A 14,794-nucleotide genomic window follows, 5' to 3' on the forward strand; every position below is an offset into this window, starting at 1 on the left:
TCCAAAAGGGGCGATGCAAGTTCGCTTGAGCCCCATCCGCGCTGGCGCTAGCTTCGGGGCGTGGAACTCTCGACGGACAATCTGGTTTCGCCGCACCGAGCCAACCCGCTGCGCGGCGCATGGCGCGCGTGCCGCGAGACCATGTCCTATGCGGCGCGCATGGCGCTCGACATCGCGCTGCCGACGCTGTGCGTGGCCTGCCGCGAACCGGTCGCCGGTGTCGGCGTCTGCGCCGATTGCTGGGCCAAACTGTCGTTCATCGAACGGCCTTATTGTCCTCGCCTCGGCACGCCCTTTGTTTATGATCCGGGTTCCGACATGCTGTCGATGGAGGCGATCGCCAACCCGCCAGCCTATCAGCGCGCCCGCGCCGCCGTGCGCTATGACGACGTCGCCAAGGTGCTGGTCCATGCATTGAAGTATCAGGACCGCACCGATCTCGCGCCCGTGATGGGCCGCTGGATGGCCCGCGCGGGATCCGGGTTGCTCGACGGCGCCGACCTCCTGATCCCGGTGCCGCTGCACTGGCGGCGCGGCTGGAGCCGCCGCTTCAACCAATCGGGGATGCTGGCGCATGTCATCGCCCGGCAATCCGGCGTGCCGGTCGCACCGGACACGCTGCGGCGCATCCGTCCGACCCGGCAACAGGTCGGGCTGTCGCGAAATGACCGCGCACGCAATGTACAGGGCGCGTTCAAGGTGGCGGCGGAACGCGCCGGCCACGTTCAGGGTCGCCGCGTCATCCTGATCGACGATGTCCTGACCTCCGGCGCCACGGTGGATGCCTGCGCGCGCGTCCTGCTGCGCGCGAAGGCCGCCCAGGTCGACGTGCTGGTCTTCGCGCGGGTTGTCGACACCATGAAAGCCCCCATATAATCGAGCCTCGACCCGCAAGCCTTGCTCTGTTTTCGCGGGGCGAAAGGCAAGGACATGAACACCCAGCCCACTTTCGTCGCCGCGATGATCCAGATGCGGAGCGGTCTCCTTCCCGAGCCGAACTTCGAGCAAGGCTCCAGGCTGATCCGCGAGGCGGCGGGGCGGGGCGCCGACTTCGTGCAGACTCCCGAAGTCAGCAACATCATGCAGGCGGATCGCGCCGCGCTGTTCGAGCATCTTCGCACCGAGGATGAGGACCGTTCGCTCAGCGGTTATCGCGATCTTGCGCGCGAACTGAAAATTCACCTCAACGTCGGCTCGCTGGCATTGCGGCTCACGAAAGAGAAAGCGGTCAACCGTTCGTTCCTGATCGGGCCGTCCGGCGACATCCTCGCGCGCTACGACAAGATCCACATGTTCGATATCGACCTCGATGGCGGCGAAAGCTATCGGGAGTCCGCCAATTACCAGCCGGGCGAGACGGCCGTGATAGCGGACCTGCCGTGGGGCAGGCTGGGCATGACCATCTGCTACGACGTCCGTTTTCCGGCGCTGTATCGCGCGCTGGCCGAAGCTGGCGCGTCTTTCCTCACGGCGCCGGCGGCCTTCACCAGGAAGACCGGCGAGGCGCACTGGCATACCCTGCTGCGCGCCCGCGCGATCGAGAATAGCTGCTTCGTGTTCGCCGCCGCCCAGGGCGGGATGCACGAGAACAACCGCGAAACATTCGGCCATTCGCTGATCGTCGATCCCTGGGGCACGGTTCTGGCTGACGCGGGCGGCGCCGAACCGGGCATCGTGCTGGCGACGATTGATCCGGGTAAAGTCGTGGCCGTGCGCAAGGCCGTGCCCTCCTTGCAGCATAGGCGGCGTTTTTCGCTCGCCGATCATAAGCCGGCCAGCGACCACCTGCATCTTGTGCGAGGCTCGGCATGATCCGCTACAATCTGCGCTGCGAGCAGGGCCACACTTTCGAGAGCTGGTTTCAGAGTTCCTCGTCCTATGATTCGCAGGTCAAACGAAAGCTCGTGACCTGCGCGGTCTGCGGTTCGGCCAAGGTCGAGAAGGCGATCATGGCGCCGCAGATTGCCGGATCCAAAAAGCGCCGCACGCCGAGGCTCGCAGCCGCTCCCGCATTCACGATCGACGAGCCTCCCGAACGCGGAGGTTCGGCATGATCCGCTACAACCTGCGTTGCGACCGCGACCACACTTTCGAGAGCTGGTTCCAGAGTTCGTCGGCCTATGACTCGCAAGTGAAGCGCAAGCTCGTGAGCTGCGCGATCTGCGGCTCGACCAAGGTCGAAAAGGCGATCATGGCGCCGCGGATCGCCGGCTCCAAGAAGCGCCCATCGCGCGCGTCCGCAGACTCATCCATGTCGGCGACGGTGGCGGAGGAACGGGAGCTGCGCGCCGAGCTCAGACAATTGCATGATCATCTCGTCAAGAACGCCGACAATGTCGGCGCGCGGTTTCCCAACGAAGCCCGCAAGATGCATTACGGCGACATCGAACATCGCCCCATCTACGGCGAGGCCTCGCCCGAGGAAGCGAAATCGCTGATCGAGGAAGGCGTCGAGGTCGGTTCGCTGCCAGTGCCGCCGGACGACCGGAATTAGAGCATTTTCCGGCGATGACACGAGCAGCCTCATCCAACCGCTTCCGCCACCACCATGTAGTTGACGTCCATATCGGAAGACAGGCTCCATTTGTCCGCGAGCGGGTTGTAGACCACGCCGGACTGTTCGGTGATGCCGAGCCCGTTGCGCTCGAAGTGGCGCGCCAGTTCGTCCGGGGTGACGAACTTGTCCCACTGATGCGTGCCGCGCGGCAGCCAGCGCAACACGTATTCGGCCGCGACGATGCCCAAAGCGAAGCTCTTCCAGTTGCGGTTGAGGGTGGACGCCGCCATCATCCCGCCCGGTTTCAGGATCGCCGCGCAGCGATCGAGGAACAGCCCGACATCGGCGACATGCTCCACCACCTCCATCGCGAGGATGATGTCGAAGCGTTCCCGGACGTCCATCTCTTCCACGGTGGTGCAGCGATAATCGATCGACAGATGGGCTTTCTCGGCGTGGAGCTTCGCCGCGGCGATATTGGACGCGGAGGGATCGACCCCGATCACCTGCGCGCCAAGCCGCGTGAACGGCTCGCAAAGAAGGCCCGCGCCGCAGCCGATGTCGAGCAGCCGCAGGTCCGCCAGACAGTTCAGGCTGCGGGCGTTGCGATCGAACTTGCGGCAGGCGGCGTCGCGGATGAACTGAAGCCGCAGCGGGTTGATCCTGTGCAGCGGCGCCATCTTGCCGGTGGGATCCCACCACTCCTGCGACAATTTCGAGAATTTTTCGATCTCGGCGCGATCGACGGTCGTTCCGGATGCGGCCGAAAACGCGGCTGAAGAATTCGCGGAAGGGTTGACTTGCGTGGTCATTGCCGCGCGGCTCCTGTAGCGAGATGACGGGGTCGTGGAACAGTATCAGCGGTCACGGTCACGAACATCCTCGAAATAGATATAGATTAAGGTAGTCGCGAGGATCAGAGCCGCGATCGCGTCGCAACGCGGATACAGGCATATGACTCGCATACACCATGGTCGGGACCGGCTGCGGAATCGCTGACATGGCACCCTGATCGCCCCGCTTCACGCCGTTTCCCGGATCATTCGGCCGCCCGCGGCACGACCGAAAGCCGGTTGCCTGCCCGCATCCGCGCCGTTATGTATACGCGCCTTCTCGCCCGTGCGCCCCGCTTTTCGCACCCATCGAGTTGGCCTTGTCGTCAGCGAGCTTTTTCTGTTCGGCGAGCCCTAACATTCAGCGAGCCTTAATATTCAAGCGAGTCTTGGGAACGCACCATCCGTCATGAGCCGGCTTGTGATGAAATTTGGCGGCACCTCCGTCGCCAATCTGGACCGCATCCGCAACGTCGCGCGGCATGTCAAACGCGAGGTCGATGCCGGCCATGACGTCGCCGTGGTGGTGTCGGCGATGGCGGGCAAAACCAATGAACTGGTGGCCTGGTGCAGAGACGCCTCGTCGATGCACGACGCGCGCGAATATGACGCCGTGGTGGCTTCCGGCGAGCAGATCACCTCGGGGCTTCTGGCGATCGCGCTGCAGGCGCTCGGCATTCAGGCGCGCTCATGGCAGGGCTGGCAGATCCCGATCCGGACCAGCGACGCCCATGCCTCGGCCCGCATTCTCGAAATCGACGGCAGCGAACTCATCAGCCGCTTCACGGAGCGCAAGGAAGTTGCCGTGATCGCCGGTTTCCAGGGCATCAGTCCGCAGACCGGCCGGATCACCACGCTGGGCCGCGGCGGCTCCGACACGTCGGCGGTGGCGATCGCCGCCGCCATCCGCGCGGACCGCTGCGACATCTACACCGATGTCGACGGCGTCTATACCACCGATCCGCGGGTGGTTCCGAAAGCGCGCCGGCTCGACAGGATCGCGTTCGAAGACATGCTGGAACTGGCCTCGCAAGGCGCCAAGGTCTTGCAGGTTCGGTCCGTGGAACTCGGCATGACCCAGAATATGCCGATTTTCGTCCGCTCCAGTTTCGATGCGCCCGAGGACATCGACCCCCATGGCACGCCGCCGGGTACGCTGATCTGCGGCGAGGAGGACATCATGGAAAGCCACGTCGTCACCGGCATCGCCTTCTCCAAGGACGAGGCCCAGATCTCGGTCCGCCAGATCGAGGACAAGCCGGGCGTCGCCGCCTCGATCTTCGTCCCGCTCGCCGACGCCAATATCAACGTCGACATGATCGTCCAGAACGTGTCCGAAGACGGCAAGACCACCGACCTGACGTTCACGGTGCCGGCTTCCGACCATGCCCGCGCAAGGGAAACCATCACCCGCGCCAAGGACATGATCGGCTATGCGCGCCTCGACAGCGCCACCGACGTCGCCAAGATCTCGGTGATCGGGTCAGGGATGCGCAGCCATGCGGGCGTCGCGGCGCAGGCATTCAAGGCGCTGTCGGACAAAGGCATCAATATCCGCGCCATCACGACCTCGGAGATCAAGTTCTCCCTGCTGATCGATACCGCCTATACCGAGCTCGCGGTCAGAACCCTGCATACGCTCTACGGGCTCGATCAGACCTGAGACCGAGGCTCACCGCCGCCGTCCTCGGCTGACGCGGTGCGCCGTCGTCCCCGCAAGGTCCATGAGAGCGTTTTCGAGCGGAGCATGTCCTCGGGCTTGACCCGCGGATGGACACCGGTTCGTGGGAAGAAAGCGCGTCAAACCAATAATCTCGAGCAAGCACCATCGCCGTTTTTCCGGACCGTGTGTTCCCTGATGGCGGGCGTTTTGCTTGGCAAGATGGACGTCGATTGGTTATACGGCGAATGACATGGCTGTTGCGGCCGGGGCCATGGCTTCAGACAAGCGCACCGCGCTTCTGCCACGCTAGAGTCTTTGAAGAGTCTTTCCCCGCTTCATGGAAACGGTGAAAGACTCTATCCTTATGTTTTGACGCGTTTTCTTCCCGCGAACCGGATTCCACTTCGCTCGAAAACGCTATAAGTCATTGTTTAGGCTTACCCAAAGACAGGTTCGCAAGGGGGAGGGACCGGGATATGCGGAGCGCGTCGAGCGGCCCCCGCGTTTTGTTGAGACGCCTCCGCGAAGTCATGGCGGAGCCGGTCAGCGCGCAGGAGCGTCTCGACAAGATCGTGGTGCTGATCGCCGCCAACATGGTGGCGGAAGTCTGCTCGACCTATGTGCTGCGCGTCGACAATACGCTGGAACTCTACGCGACCGAGGGCCTCAATCGCGACGCCGTGCACCGCACCGTGCTGACCGCGCATGAAGGCCTGGTCGGCCTGGTCGCCAGCGAAGCGACGCCGCTCAACCTGTCGGACGCACGCAGCCACCCGGCATTCTCGTTCCGTCCGGAAACCGGCGAAGAAATCTACAACTCGTTCCTCGGCGTGCCGATCCTGCGCGCGGGCAATACGCTAGGCGTGCTCGTGGTGCAGAATCGCGCCCGGCGCACCTATGTCGAGGAAGAGGTAGAGGCGCTTCAGACCACGGCGATGGTCCTCGCCGAGATGATCGCTTCCGGCGAACTGTCCGCGCTCGCGCAGCCCGGTCTCGAACCCGCCGCCCGCCACACCATCCACCAGATCGGCTCGATCCTGTCCGACGGCATCGCGCTCGGCCATGTCGTGCTGCACGAACCGCGCATCGTCATCACCAACTACATCGCCGACGATGTGCCAAGGGAAATCCGGCGGCTGGAAACGGCGCTCTCCAAGCTGCGCACAGATCTCGACCGCCTGCTGGAGCGCGGCGACGTTGCCGAGGGCGGCGAGCATCGCGACGTGCTCGAAGCCTACCGGATGTTCGCCAACGATCACGGCTGGTCGCACAAGCTGCAGGAGGCGGCCGCGACCGGATTGACCGCCGAGGCCGCCGTCGAGCGCGTGCAATCCGACACCCGCGCGCGAATGTTGCGCTCGACCGATCCGTATCTGCGCGATCGCCTTCATGACCTTGAGGACCTCGGCCACCGCCTGATGCGGCAACTGGTCGGACAGGATCACGCGCCTTCCCGCGAACAGCTCCCGGACAACGCGATCCTGATCGCGCGCGCCATGGGACCGGCGGCCCTGCTGGACTATGACCGCAGGCGGCTGCGCGGACTGGTGCTGGAGGAAGGCACGGCGACCTCGCATGTCGCCATCGTCGCGCGCGCGCTAGGCATTCCCGCCGTCGGCGAGGTGCCGAACGCGGTTGGAATCGCCGATCCCGGCGACGCCATCATCGTCGACGGCACCTCCGGCTCGATTTACCTGCGGCCGTCGCCGGAAATTGAATCCGCCTATGCCGAGCGCGTGCGCTTTCGCGCCCGGCGGCAGGCGCAGTATATCGCATTGCGCGACAAGCCCTGCGTCACCAGGGACGGCGAGCCGGTCGATCTCATGATCAACGCGGGCCTCGTGATCGACCTGCCGCATCTGGAGGACACCAATTGCTCCGGCATCGGCCTATTCCGGACCGAACTGCAATTCATGCTCGGACAGAGCCTGCCGCGCGCAAGCGAACAGCTGGCGCTGTACCGCAAGGTGCTGGACGCCGCCGGCGACAAGCCGGTGACTTTCCGCACCCTCGATATCGGCGGCGACAAGGCGCTTCCCTATATGGAAGCGGTGGCTGAGGAAAATCCCGCGCTGGGGTGGCGCGCCATCAGGCTTGGGCTCGATCGTCCCGGCCTGCTGCGCGGCCAGATCCGCGCGCTGCTGCGCGCCGGAAGCGGCCGCGCGCTACGCATCATGTTCCCTATGATCTCGGAAGTCGCCGAATTCGATCAGGCCAAGGCCATCGTCGAACGCGAACTCACTTATCTGCGCCAGCATGACCACACGCTGCCGGAGCGGGTGGACATCGGCACCATGGTGGAAGTCCCCTCCCTGTTGTACCAGCTCGACGAATTGTTCGCGAAGGTCGATTTCGTCTCCGTCGGATCGAACGACCTGTTTCAATTCATGTTTGCGGTCGATCGCGGCAACAGCAAGGTATCGAGCCGTTTCGATACGCTCTCCGCGCCGATGCTGCGGGCGCTGCGCGACATCGTGGTCAAGGCCCGGGCGGCCGGCAGAAGCGCTTCGCTGTGCGGGGAAATGGCGTCGCAGCCGCTGGGCGCGCTGGCTCTGATCGCGCTCGGCTACCGCTCGCTCTCGCTCTCGGCCACCGCGCACGGTCCCGTCAAGGCCATGATCCTTGATCTCGATACGAAAAAGGCCGAGGCGGCCATCCTGCCGTTGCTCGAGGCGCCCTCCGGCAGCATTTCCGTCCGCGACAGGCTCAAGGACTTCGCCGACGCCGAGGGGCTGTCGCTATGAGCATGCGCTTATCGCCTTATCTCCGTCCGCAACGAACACGGATTTACCCCCTCCCCCGGCGGGAGCGGGCAAGAAGACAGTCTGATGCTGCCTGAAGCCAAACTCGACCTGCTGCTGGCCCGCCATGCCGCGCTCGAAAGCGAGCTGCTGAGCCATGTCAGCGCTGACCGTTACGTCCAGATGACGCGCGAGTTGGCCGAACTCAATCCCATCGTGGATGCCGTGAAGAACTGGCGCGCTGTCACGGCTGAAATCGCGGGGATCGACGCCATGATCGCCGATCCCGCCACGGACGCCGAGATGCGCGCGATGGCGGAGGCCGAGCGCCCGGCGCTGGAGGCGCGCAACGACGAACTCATGCAGAATATCCGGGTCGCGCTGCTGCCTAAGGATGCGATGGACGAACGCAACGTGATGCTCGAAGTCCGCGCCGGCACCGGCGGCGACGAGGCGTCGTTGTTCGCGGGCGATCTGTTTCGGATGTATGAGCGCTTCGCCGCCTTGCAGGGATGGAAGGTGGAGGTGATCTCGGCCAGCGAGGGCACCATGGGCGGCTACAAGGAGATCGTCGCCCAGGTGCAGGGACGCGGCGCCTACGCCAAGATGAAGTTCGAATCCGGCGTGCATCGGGTGCAGCGCGTGCCGGATACCGAAGCGCAGGGACGCGTTCATACCTCGGCGGCCACGGTGGCCGTGCTGCCGGAGGCCGAAGAGGTCGATGTGGATATCAAGCCCGATGACCTGCGCATCGAAACCATGCGCGCCCAGGGCGCGGGAGGCCAGCACGTCAACAAGACGGAATCGGCGATCCGCATCACCCACATCCCGACCGGCATCGTCGTCAACATGCAGGACAGCCGTTCGCAGCATAAGAACCGCGCCTCTGCGATGAATATCCTGCGCTCCCGCATCTACGACGCCGAGCGGCAGCGCATCAATGCCGCGCGCTCGGCCGACCGTAAGGATCAGGTCGGATCGGGCGACCGTTCCGAGCGCATCCGCACCTACAATTTTCCGCAAGGCCGCGTCACGGATCACCGCATCAACCTGACGCTTTACAAGCTGCCGCAGGTGGTCGCCGGCGACGCGCTGCACGAACTGATCGACGCCCTGACCACGGAGCATCAGGCCGCGCAGCTCGCAGCCGAAGGCGGCAAGTGACTGACGCCAAAGCCTCATCCCGGTGAACGTCTTTACTCCCTCTCCCGCAAGGGAGAAGGAAAGGAATCAACCCTGTGGCCGACTCATTCGCCGCACAGACAATAGAGAGCATCCGCCGCGCGCTGACGGCGCGCTTTGAAGCCGCCGGAATCGACAGCGCCGCGCTCGAAGCCCGCATACTCACCGGCACGGTGCTGGGCCTCGATTTGACCGGTCTGATCGCGCAAGGCTTGCAACAACTCGGCGAGGATGACGCGGCGCGCCTTGATGCCTTGGCGCAACGCCGGCTTGCGGGCGAGCCCCTGGCGCGCATTCTTGGAACGAAGGAGTTCTGGGGACTGCCACTGAAGTTGTCGGCGGATACGCTGGTGCCGCGGGCCGACACCGAAACCGTGGTCGAGGCCGCGCTCGGCGTCCTCCGCGCTGAAGGCAGGATGCAGGAGCCGCTTCGCATCGCGGATCTCGGCACCGGCAGCGGCGCGATCCTGCTGGCGTTGCTGACCGAATTGTCGGCGGCCGCCGGCGTCGGCACGGACCTCAGCGCAGCGGCGCTAGACACGGCCAGAGCCAATGCGCGAAGCGCCGGCCTCGCGGCGCGCGCGCAATTCCTGGTCAGCGATTATGCGGATGGTCTGTCAGGCCCATTCGACCTGATCGTCTCGAACCCGCCCTACATCCGCTCAGCCGACATCCCGATGCTGGCGCCGGAGGTGCGCGATCACGATCCGCATCTTGCACTGGACGGCGGCCTCGACGGGCTCGACGCCTATCACCGGATCGCGCCGCAGGCGGCGGCGCTGCTTGCGGACGGCGGCCTCCTGGTGCTGGAGATCGGGCAAGGCCAGGGCGGCGCCGTCAGCCGGCTGGTGACCGCCGCGGGATTAACGGTCATGGGATCTGTGAGGGCTGACCTCGCGGGTATCGGCCGCGCCGTCGTGGCCGGCAAGACTGCCCTTGGAAAGCCGGATTGAGCCCCAAAAAAACCACTTGGAATATCCCTCGGGAGCGATTACGTTTTATGCACAACCATCGGTCCCGGGTTTGGCCCCGCAGCCTTGCTGCAGGTGAGTCGGGTTCTCGGACGAGAACCGACCCGGGTGAACGGTCCCTTGAAGGCAGGTCATATCGAGCGCGATGGCCGAGAGCTGCGCCGCTTGCGACCGCGAAGCGAACGAAAGCCTGATACTGCGCTTGAGGACTCACGCAAGAAAACCTGAGTTTGATGTCTCTAGCTGAATGATCTGGCCGGGCTGGCGCCATGCGCCCGCCGGCGACCCCGGGAACGCGTCTTTAACTATGGAAATGAATGGCGCCGATGCGCGCTTGGCCGGGAGCGTTGTCGAGCGAAGTACGCCCTCGGGCTTATCCCAGGGATGGATACCAGTTCGCGTGAAGAAAGCGCGTCAGATCAAGGTCCGAGAGTAAGAGTGTCGCTTCTGAATTCTGTTCAAAAGCGGAAGCTCTGGAGCATGATCGCGGAAAGTGAAAACGGGTTTTCGGAAAAAATCATGCTCAAACAGAAAGATAAGCGACGAGTCTGATTTAACGCGGTTGAATCAAACTCGAGGGGTGTCGTGGGCGGAAATTTTCGCCAGAACGACAAGCGAGAACTTCAAGGCTGATAACCGAAGGCGGGACATGAGAAACGGTCAGAACAACAACAAGCGGATGCGCAACCGGAATAATAATAACAATAACAATAACAACCGGCGCGGCCAGAACCCGATGACGCGGGTGTTCGAATCCAATGGTCCCGACATCAAGATCCGCGGCACGGCCTCTCACGTCGCCGAAAAATACCTCCAGCTCGCCCGCGATGCTCGCTCATCCGGCGATCCCGTGGCCGCCGAAAACTACTATCAGCACGCGGAGCATTATTTTCGGCTGATCGCCGCGGCGCAGGAACAGTTCCGCCAGAGCCAGCCGCAACAACAGCCGCGGATCGACGTCGAAGCCACGGATGAGGCGGGTGAGGACGACAGCGAGAACTTCTCGAATTTTGGAGCGGAGCCGGGATTCGTCCCGGTTCAGCAACCGCGCGACCACCATCAACGCGAGGCGCAACCCTACCAGCGCGATCAGCAGCAGCCCCGGGAATACCGTCAGCCGCAGCCGGCGTTACAGCCCGCCGACAATGGCGGCGTCGACCGCCTCCCGTCCTTCATCACGGGATCGCAGCCGCAGTTGAACGGCGGCGGCAGGTCGGAAAGCAACGGCCATCAGGGCGGCGAGCGCAGCGACCGCTTCCCGCCACGCCGCCGCCGCCGCCCGCATGGCCCGCGTCCTGAAAGCATGGCGCAGCCGCCGGCTCCGAGCGAGGACTTCAATCCCGGCAACGAGTAGCCCCTCACTTCGTCCTTCCTTCGCGGGTGAAAACACCGATCCTGATTTCACTCCTCGGCGTTATAGGAGGACGGTGCGAGCGTGGGCTGCAATACCGGGATCAGCCGGCTGTGCTCCCGCTTCGCGGCAATGGGCCGATAAACCTGCTTGGTGGCCTCGACGAGGTGAACGCCCGCGAACGGCAGGGACAGCGCCGCGCCGATACGCTCCCAAACAGCGGCGGAGCGCAGGAACCAGCCACCATTGATCGGCGGCACGAACAGCGCCTCGCCCCAGGCGGACGGGGTGAACCATGTCTGCCGCAGCAGTTGAGTGATCTGGGAGCGTGAGTAAGGCTGGCCGTGGCCGAACGGCGTTACATCGGTTCGGGTCCAGATGCCGCGGCGATTGGGAACGATCACCATCATCCGGCCCGATGGCGAGAGAACGCGCCACACCTCGCGCAACAGACTTTCCGGATCGTCCGACATCTCCAGCGCATGAACCAGCAGGATCCGGTCTGCAACCGCATCCCGCAGCGGCAATGAAAATTCGTCGACCAGCGTCGCCAGCGCCGGCCTCGCGGTCGGCCATTTCAGGACCCCCTGAGCCGCCGGCATCAAGGCGATACAACGCTCGCACTCCTCGCGGAACAGACCGAGGTAAGGGGTCGGATAGCCAAGGCCGGCGACGCACTGCCCCTTCATGTTCGGCCAGTGCGCATGAATGGCGCGACTGATCAGCCGCCGGGCCACGACGCCGAGACGCTGCGAGTAGAAGTCACGAAGGTCGATGACGTCGATCGCCATGTCCACAATCTACCATGTCGCCGGCAACTCAGGCACCCCTGCCCGGCCTGATTTGCGCCATCGTAACCGGCGTTAACGGCTTGTTTCACCACGAAATCGCCTATGCTATAGCGATTCCGAGCGAGGATATCCTCGGGGCCTTCCGGAGAATCGCGGGCGTCTGCGGCAGGATAACGCGTCAGACAAAGCCCGGACCGGCTCGATTCCGTCAAAGCCGGAGAGTTTCTAATCTTTGTTTCCCGGGGGTTCGCGTCATTTTTCCCGCAAGGTCCGACCAGCGAACTTCGCAGCCGGGACACTCGCGCCGACCCCGGACCCACGGAGACGACATGACCGCCGATATCCGCCTGTTCACCTGCCTCACCGATAATTTCGGCGCCCTGATTCACGATCCCGCAACCGGCGCGACCGCCGCGATCGACGCGCCCGAGGCCGAGCCGATCATCCAGGCGCTGGATCGCGAAGGCTGGGTGCTGACCGACATTCTGATCACCCATCATCACAGCGATCATGTCGGCGGCGTGGCGGGACTGAAACAGAAGTACACCTGCCGGGTGGTCGCGCCGCATGACAAAAGCGCCGAGATCGCCAACGTCGACCTGCGGGTTGGCCAGGGCGACATCATCAAGGTTGGAACGCTGCTGGGACGCGTGCTGGAAACGCCCGGGCACACGCTGGACCACGTCAGTTACGTGTTCGACGATGAGAAAGTGGTATTCGCCGCCGATACCCTGTTCTCGATCGGCTGCGGACGGGTGTTCGAGGGCACCTATCCGATGATGTGGGACTCGCTCTTGAAGCTGCGCGCGCTGCCGGACAGTTTCCGGCTCTATTGCGGCCACGAGTATACCGACTCAAACATAAAATTCGCCCTGACCATCGAGCCCAACAATCCGGTTCTCAAGGCGCGCGCCGAGGAGGTGACGCGGCTGCGCGCCGAAGGCAAGCCGACGGTGCCGACCCTGATGGGCGAGGAGAAGAAAGCCAACGTCTTCCTGCGCGCCGACGATCCGGCGGTGGCGGCCGGGGTTCACATGAAAGGAGCCAGCGGGGTCGAGGTTTTCGCCGAGCTGCGCGAACGCAAGAACAAGTCGTGAGTTGACGGCACGCTGATGGACATGGCGCTTTCCGCAACCGACATCATCGAACGGCTTGATCTTCAGCCGCACCCGGAAGGCGGCCACTATCGAGAGACGTTCCGCGACACCCGTACCGACGGGCATGGCCGCGCCGCGTCCACCGCGATCTACTTTCTTCTGGCGCGCGGTGAGCGTTCGCAACGGCATCGCATCGACGCGGTAGAGGTCTGGCACTATTATGCCGGCAGTCCGCTGCTGCTGCGAATCGAAGACGGCGCCCTCACGCGCACCCTGCGTCTCGGCGCGGATCTCGCGGCGGGCGAAACACCGCAGGCGCTGGTACCCGCTTTTGCCTGGCAGAGTGCGGAAAGCACGGGTGACTGGACGTTGGTGGGGTGCACGGTTGCGCCGGGGTTCGAATTTTCCGGCTTTGAATTGTAGAGCGTTTTCAAGCGAAGCATGTCCGCGGGACTGAGCCCTAAGGATGGACACCGGTTCGCGTGAAGAAAACGTGTCAAAACAACAATCTTGAGCCTCGCTCCGGATTCAATCAGAAGCGATAATGCTCTAGAACAGCGTGCGCTGCCGCATCGCGGCCGACAGCGTCCCTTCATCGAGATAATCCAGTTCGCCTCCGACCGGAACGCCGTGGGCAAGCCGCGTGACCTTCACGTTGGCTTCGCCCAGCAGGTCGGTGATGTAGTGCGCGGTGGTCTGGCCGTCGACTGTTGCATTCAGCGCAAGCACGATTTCCGTCACGCGCGAATCGTGCGCCCGCGCCACCAGCGCATCGATGGTGAGATCCTGCGGGCCGACGCCATCGAGCGGTGACAGCGTCGCGCCAAGCACATGATAGAATCCATTGGTGGCGCCGGCGCGCTCCAGCGCCCAGAGGTCCGCCACATCGGCCACCACGACGATGATAGACGGATCGCGTCGGACATCCGTGCATATCGTGCATGGGCTGCGGGTGTCGATGTTACCGCAGGTTTCGCAAACCCTGATCCTGTCGATCGCAACTTGCAGCGCGCTTGCCAGAGGCGCCATCAACGCCTCGCGCTTCTTGATCAGATGCAGCGCGGCCCGCCGCGCCGAGCGCGGACCAAGCCCCGGCAGCCGCGCAAGCAACTGGATCAACCGCTCGATCTCGGGTCCGGTGACGGCGGTCGGCATCTTCTCGTGTCCCGAATTCGAAGTTCGCCAAACTGCGCTGCGCCCCTTCGCGAACTTCGATTCGAAAGGACGCCAGAGCCTTCCCGCGTCTGACGCGATCAGAAGCGAGGCTCACAGATTCTGACCTGACGCGTTTTCCTCACGCGCGGATCATGAGAACCCGAGGCCGGGCGGCAAGCCAAGCCCGCCCGTCAATGCCTGCATCTTCTCCTGCATCGCGACCTCCGCCTTGCGGCGCGCGTCGGCAAGTGCGGTCACGACAAGATCCTCGAGAATTTCACGTTCGTCCGGCTTGATCAGGGACGGATCGATCGAGATCCCCTTGACTTCCATCTTGGCTGTCATCCGCACGGTCACAAGGCCGCCGCCGGACGCGCCATCGACCTCGATCTGGTCGAGTTCGTCCTGCATGGCCTTCATCTTGGATTGAAATTGAGCCGCCTGCTTCATCATGCCGAGAAAATCAGCCATCAAACCTTCCTTTTTTTTGCTGGAGCCTTCCGATTCTGACTC

General features: G+C 63.9%; 14 protein-coding genes and 1 pseudogene. 11 read left to right on the forward strand and 4 right to left on the reverse strand.

Annotated elements, in window-relative coordinates:
- The first annotated feature begins 60 nt into the window (after positions 1-60).
- The 4 genes and pseudogenes from NWI01_RS04240 (at position 61) to NWI01_RS04255 (ending at position 2,494) form a co-directional block, all read left to right on the forward strand.
- Positions 61-876, forward strand: coding sequence for a ComF family protein (locus tag NWI01_RS04240; protein ID WP_181410361.1), 816 nt, complete (start codon positions 61-63; stop codon positions 874-876).
- A 54-nt stretch (positions 877-930) separates the two neighbouring features.
- Positions 931-1,812, forward strand: a complete 882-nt coding sequence (locus NWI01_RS04245; RefSeq protein ID WP_141382693.1) for a carbon-nitrogen hydrolase family protein — start codon at positions 931-933, stop codon at positions 1,810-1,812.
- Positions 1,809-2,018, forward strand: a pseudogene (locus NWI01_RS20175) (DUF1178 family protein); the annotation flags it as partial. The gene NWI01_RS04245 and the pseudogene NWI01_RS20175, both read left to right, overlap by 4 nt.
- Before the next feature lie 32 nt (positions 2,019-2,050).
- Complete coding sequence (locus NWI01_RS04255; protein WP_141382695.1) at positions 2,051-2,494, forward strand: DUF1178 family protein; 444 nt, start codon at positions 2,051-2,053, stop codon at positions 2,492-2,494.
- A 29-nt stretch (positions 2,495-2,523) separates the two neighbouring features.
- Here NWI01_RS04255 and ubiG read toward each other — a convergent pair whose 3' ends face one another.
- The gene (ubiG, locus tag NWI01_RS04260; RefSeq protein ID WP_141382696.1) at positions 2,524-3,309 is read right to left on the reverse strand and encodes a bifunctional 2-polyprenyl-6-hydroxyphenol methylase/3-demethylubiquinol 3-O-methyltransferase UbiG; all 786 of its coding nucleotides are present in this window, start codon (positions 3,307-3,309) and stop codon (positions 2,524-2,526) included.
- 430 nt (positions 3,310-3,739) lie between these two features.
- Between ubiG and NWI01_RS04265 the strand changes: the two genes are divergently transcribed.
- The 5 genes from NWI01_RS04265 to NWI01_RS04285 all read left to right on the forward strand — a co-directional run bounded on the left by NWI01_RS04265 (position 3,740) and on the right by NWI01_RS04285 (position 11,241).
- Positions 3,740-4,993 carry an aspartate kinase gene (locus NWI01_RS04265; RefSeq protein ID WP_141382697.1) on the forward strand — a complete coding sequence of 418 codons (1,254 nt, stop codon included), beginning with the start codon at positions 3,740-3,742 and terminating at the stop codon, positions 4,991-4,993.
- A 476-nt stretch (positions 4,994-5,469) separates the two neighbouring features.
- Entirely contained in the window at positions 5,470-7,737 is a 2,268-nt protein-coding gene (gene ptsP / locus NWI01_RS04270; RefSeq protein WP_141382698.1) for a phosphoenolpyruvate--protein phosphotransferase, read from the forward strand.
- Between the two features lie 84 nt (positions 7,738-7,821).
- On the forward strand, positions 7,822-8,898 hold the full coding sequence (prfA, locus tag NWI01_RS04275; RefSeq protein ID WP_141382699.1) for a peptide chain release factor 1: 1,077 nt from the start codon (positions 7,822-7,824) through the stop codon (positions 8,896-8,898).
- 74 nt (positions 8,899-8,972) lie between these two features.
- Entirely contained in the window at positions 8,973-9,869 is an 897-nt protein-coding gene (gene prmC / locus NWI01_RS04280; protein WP_141382700.1) for a peptide chain release factor N(5)-glutamine methyltransferase, read from the forward strand.
- A gap of 667 nt (positions 9,870-10,536) precedes the next feature.
- Positions 10,537-11,241, forward strand: a complete 705-nt coding sequence (locus NWI01_RS04285) for a DUF4167 domain-containing protein (protein ID WP_141382701.1) — start codon at positions 10,537-10,539, stop codon at positions 11,239-11,241.
- 47 nt (positions 11,242-11,288) lie between these two features.
- Here NWI01_RS04285 and NWI01_RS04290 read toward each other — a convergent pair whose 3' ends face one another.
- Positions 11,289-12,029, reverse strand: a complete 741-nt coding sequence (locus tag NWI01_RS04290; protein WP_011313705.1) for a methyltransferase domain-containing protein — start codon at positions 12,027-12,029, stop codon at positions 11,289-11,291.
- Positions 12,030-12,358: 329 nt separating this feature from the next.
- Between NWI01_RS04290 and gloB the strand changes: the two genes are divergently transcribed.
- On the forward strand, positions 12,359-13,126 hold the full coding sequence (gloB, locus tag NWI01_RS04295) for a hydroxyacylglutathione hydrolase (RefSeq protein ID WP_141382702.1): 768 nt from the start codon (positions 12,359-12,361) through the stop codon (positions 13,124-13,126).
- A 15-nt stretch (positions 13,127-13,141) separates the two neighbouring features.
- On the forward strand, positions 13,142-13,549 hold the full coding sequence (locus NWI01_RS04300) for a cupin domain-containing protein (RefSeq protein ID WP_181410362.1): 408 nt from the start codon (positions 13,142-13,144) through the stop codon (positions 13,547-13,549).
- Between the two features lie 126 nt (positions 13,550-13,675).
- Here the strand turns inward: NWI01_RS04300 and recR are convergent, their stop codons facing one another.
- Positions 13,676-14,281: a recombination mediator RecR gene (gene recR, locus NWI01_RS04305; protein WP_141382703.1), complete on the reverse strand. Its 606-nt coding sequence runs from the start codon at positions 14,279-14,281 to the stop codon at positions 13,676-13,678.
- A 150-nt stretch (positions 14,282-14,431) separates the two neighbouring features.
- On the reverse strand, positions 14,432-14,752 hold the full coding sequence (locus tag NWI01_RS04310; RefSeq protein ID WP_011313699.1) for a YbaB/EbfC family nucleoid-associated protein: 321 nt from the start codon (positions 14,750-14,752) through the stop codon (positions 14,432-14,434).
- Positions 14,753-14,794 lie beyond the last annotated feature (42 nt).

This window comes from Nitrobacter winogradskyi (genome assembly GCF_006539545.1).
Lineage (GTDB): Bacteria > Pseudomonadota > Alphaproteobacteria > Rhizobiales > Xanthobacteraceae > Nitrobacter > Nitrobacter winogradskyi_A.

Excerpts from the sequence above, each read along its gene's own strand:
- NWI01_RS04245 (WP_141382693.1), top strand. The coding sequence starts at position 931 with ATGAACACCCAGCCCACTTTCGTCGCCGCGATGATCCAGATGCGGAGC.
- recR (WP_141382703.1), bottom strand. The coding sequence starts at position 14,281 with ATGCCGACCGCCGTCACCGGACCCGAGATCGAGCGGTTGATCCAGTTG.
- NWI01_RS04255 (WP_141382695.1), top strand. The coding sequence starts at position 2,051 with ATGATCCGCTACAACCTGCGTTGCGACCGCGACCACACTTTCGAGAGC.
- prfA (WP_141382699.1), top strand. The coding sequence starts at position 7,822 with ATGCTGCCTGAAGCCAAACTCGACCTGCTGCTGGCCCGCCATGCCGCG.
- NWI01_RS04300 (WP_181410362.1), top strand. The coding sequence starts at position 13,142 with ATGGACATGGCGCTTTCCGCAACCGACATCATCGAACGGCTTGATCTT.
- ptsP (WP_141382698.1), top strand. The coding sequence starts at position 5,470 with ATGCGGAGCGCGTCGAGCGGCCCCCGCGTTTTGTTGAGACGCCTCCGC.
- NWI01_RS04285 (WP_141382701.1), top strand. The coding sequence starts at position 10,537 with ATGAGAAACGGTCAGAACAACAACAAGCGGATGCGCAACCGGAATAAT.
- NWI01_RS04265 (WP_141382697.1), top strand. The coding sequence starts at position 3,740 with ATGAGCCGGCTTGTGATGAAATTTGGCGGCACCTCCGTCGCCAATCTG.
- ubiG (WP_141382696.1), bottom strand. The coding sequence starts at position 3,309 with ATGACCACGCAAGTCAACCCTTCCGCGAATTCTTCAGCCGCGTTTTCG.
- gloB (WP_141382702.1), top strand. The coding sequence starts at position 12,359 with ATGACCGCCGATATCCGCCTGTTCACCTGCCTCACCGATAATTTCGGC.
- NWI01_RS04290 (WP_011313705.1), bottom strand. The coding sequence starts at position 12,029 with ATGGCGATCGACGTCATCGACCTTCGTGACTTCTACTCGCAGCGTCTC.
- NWI01_RS04310 (WP_011313699.1), bottom strand. The coding sequence starts at position 14,752 with ATGGCTGATTTTCTCGGCATGATGAAGCAGGCGGCTCAATTTCAATCC.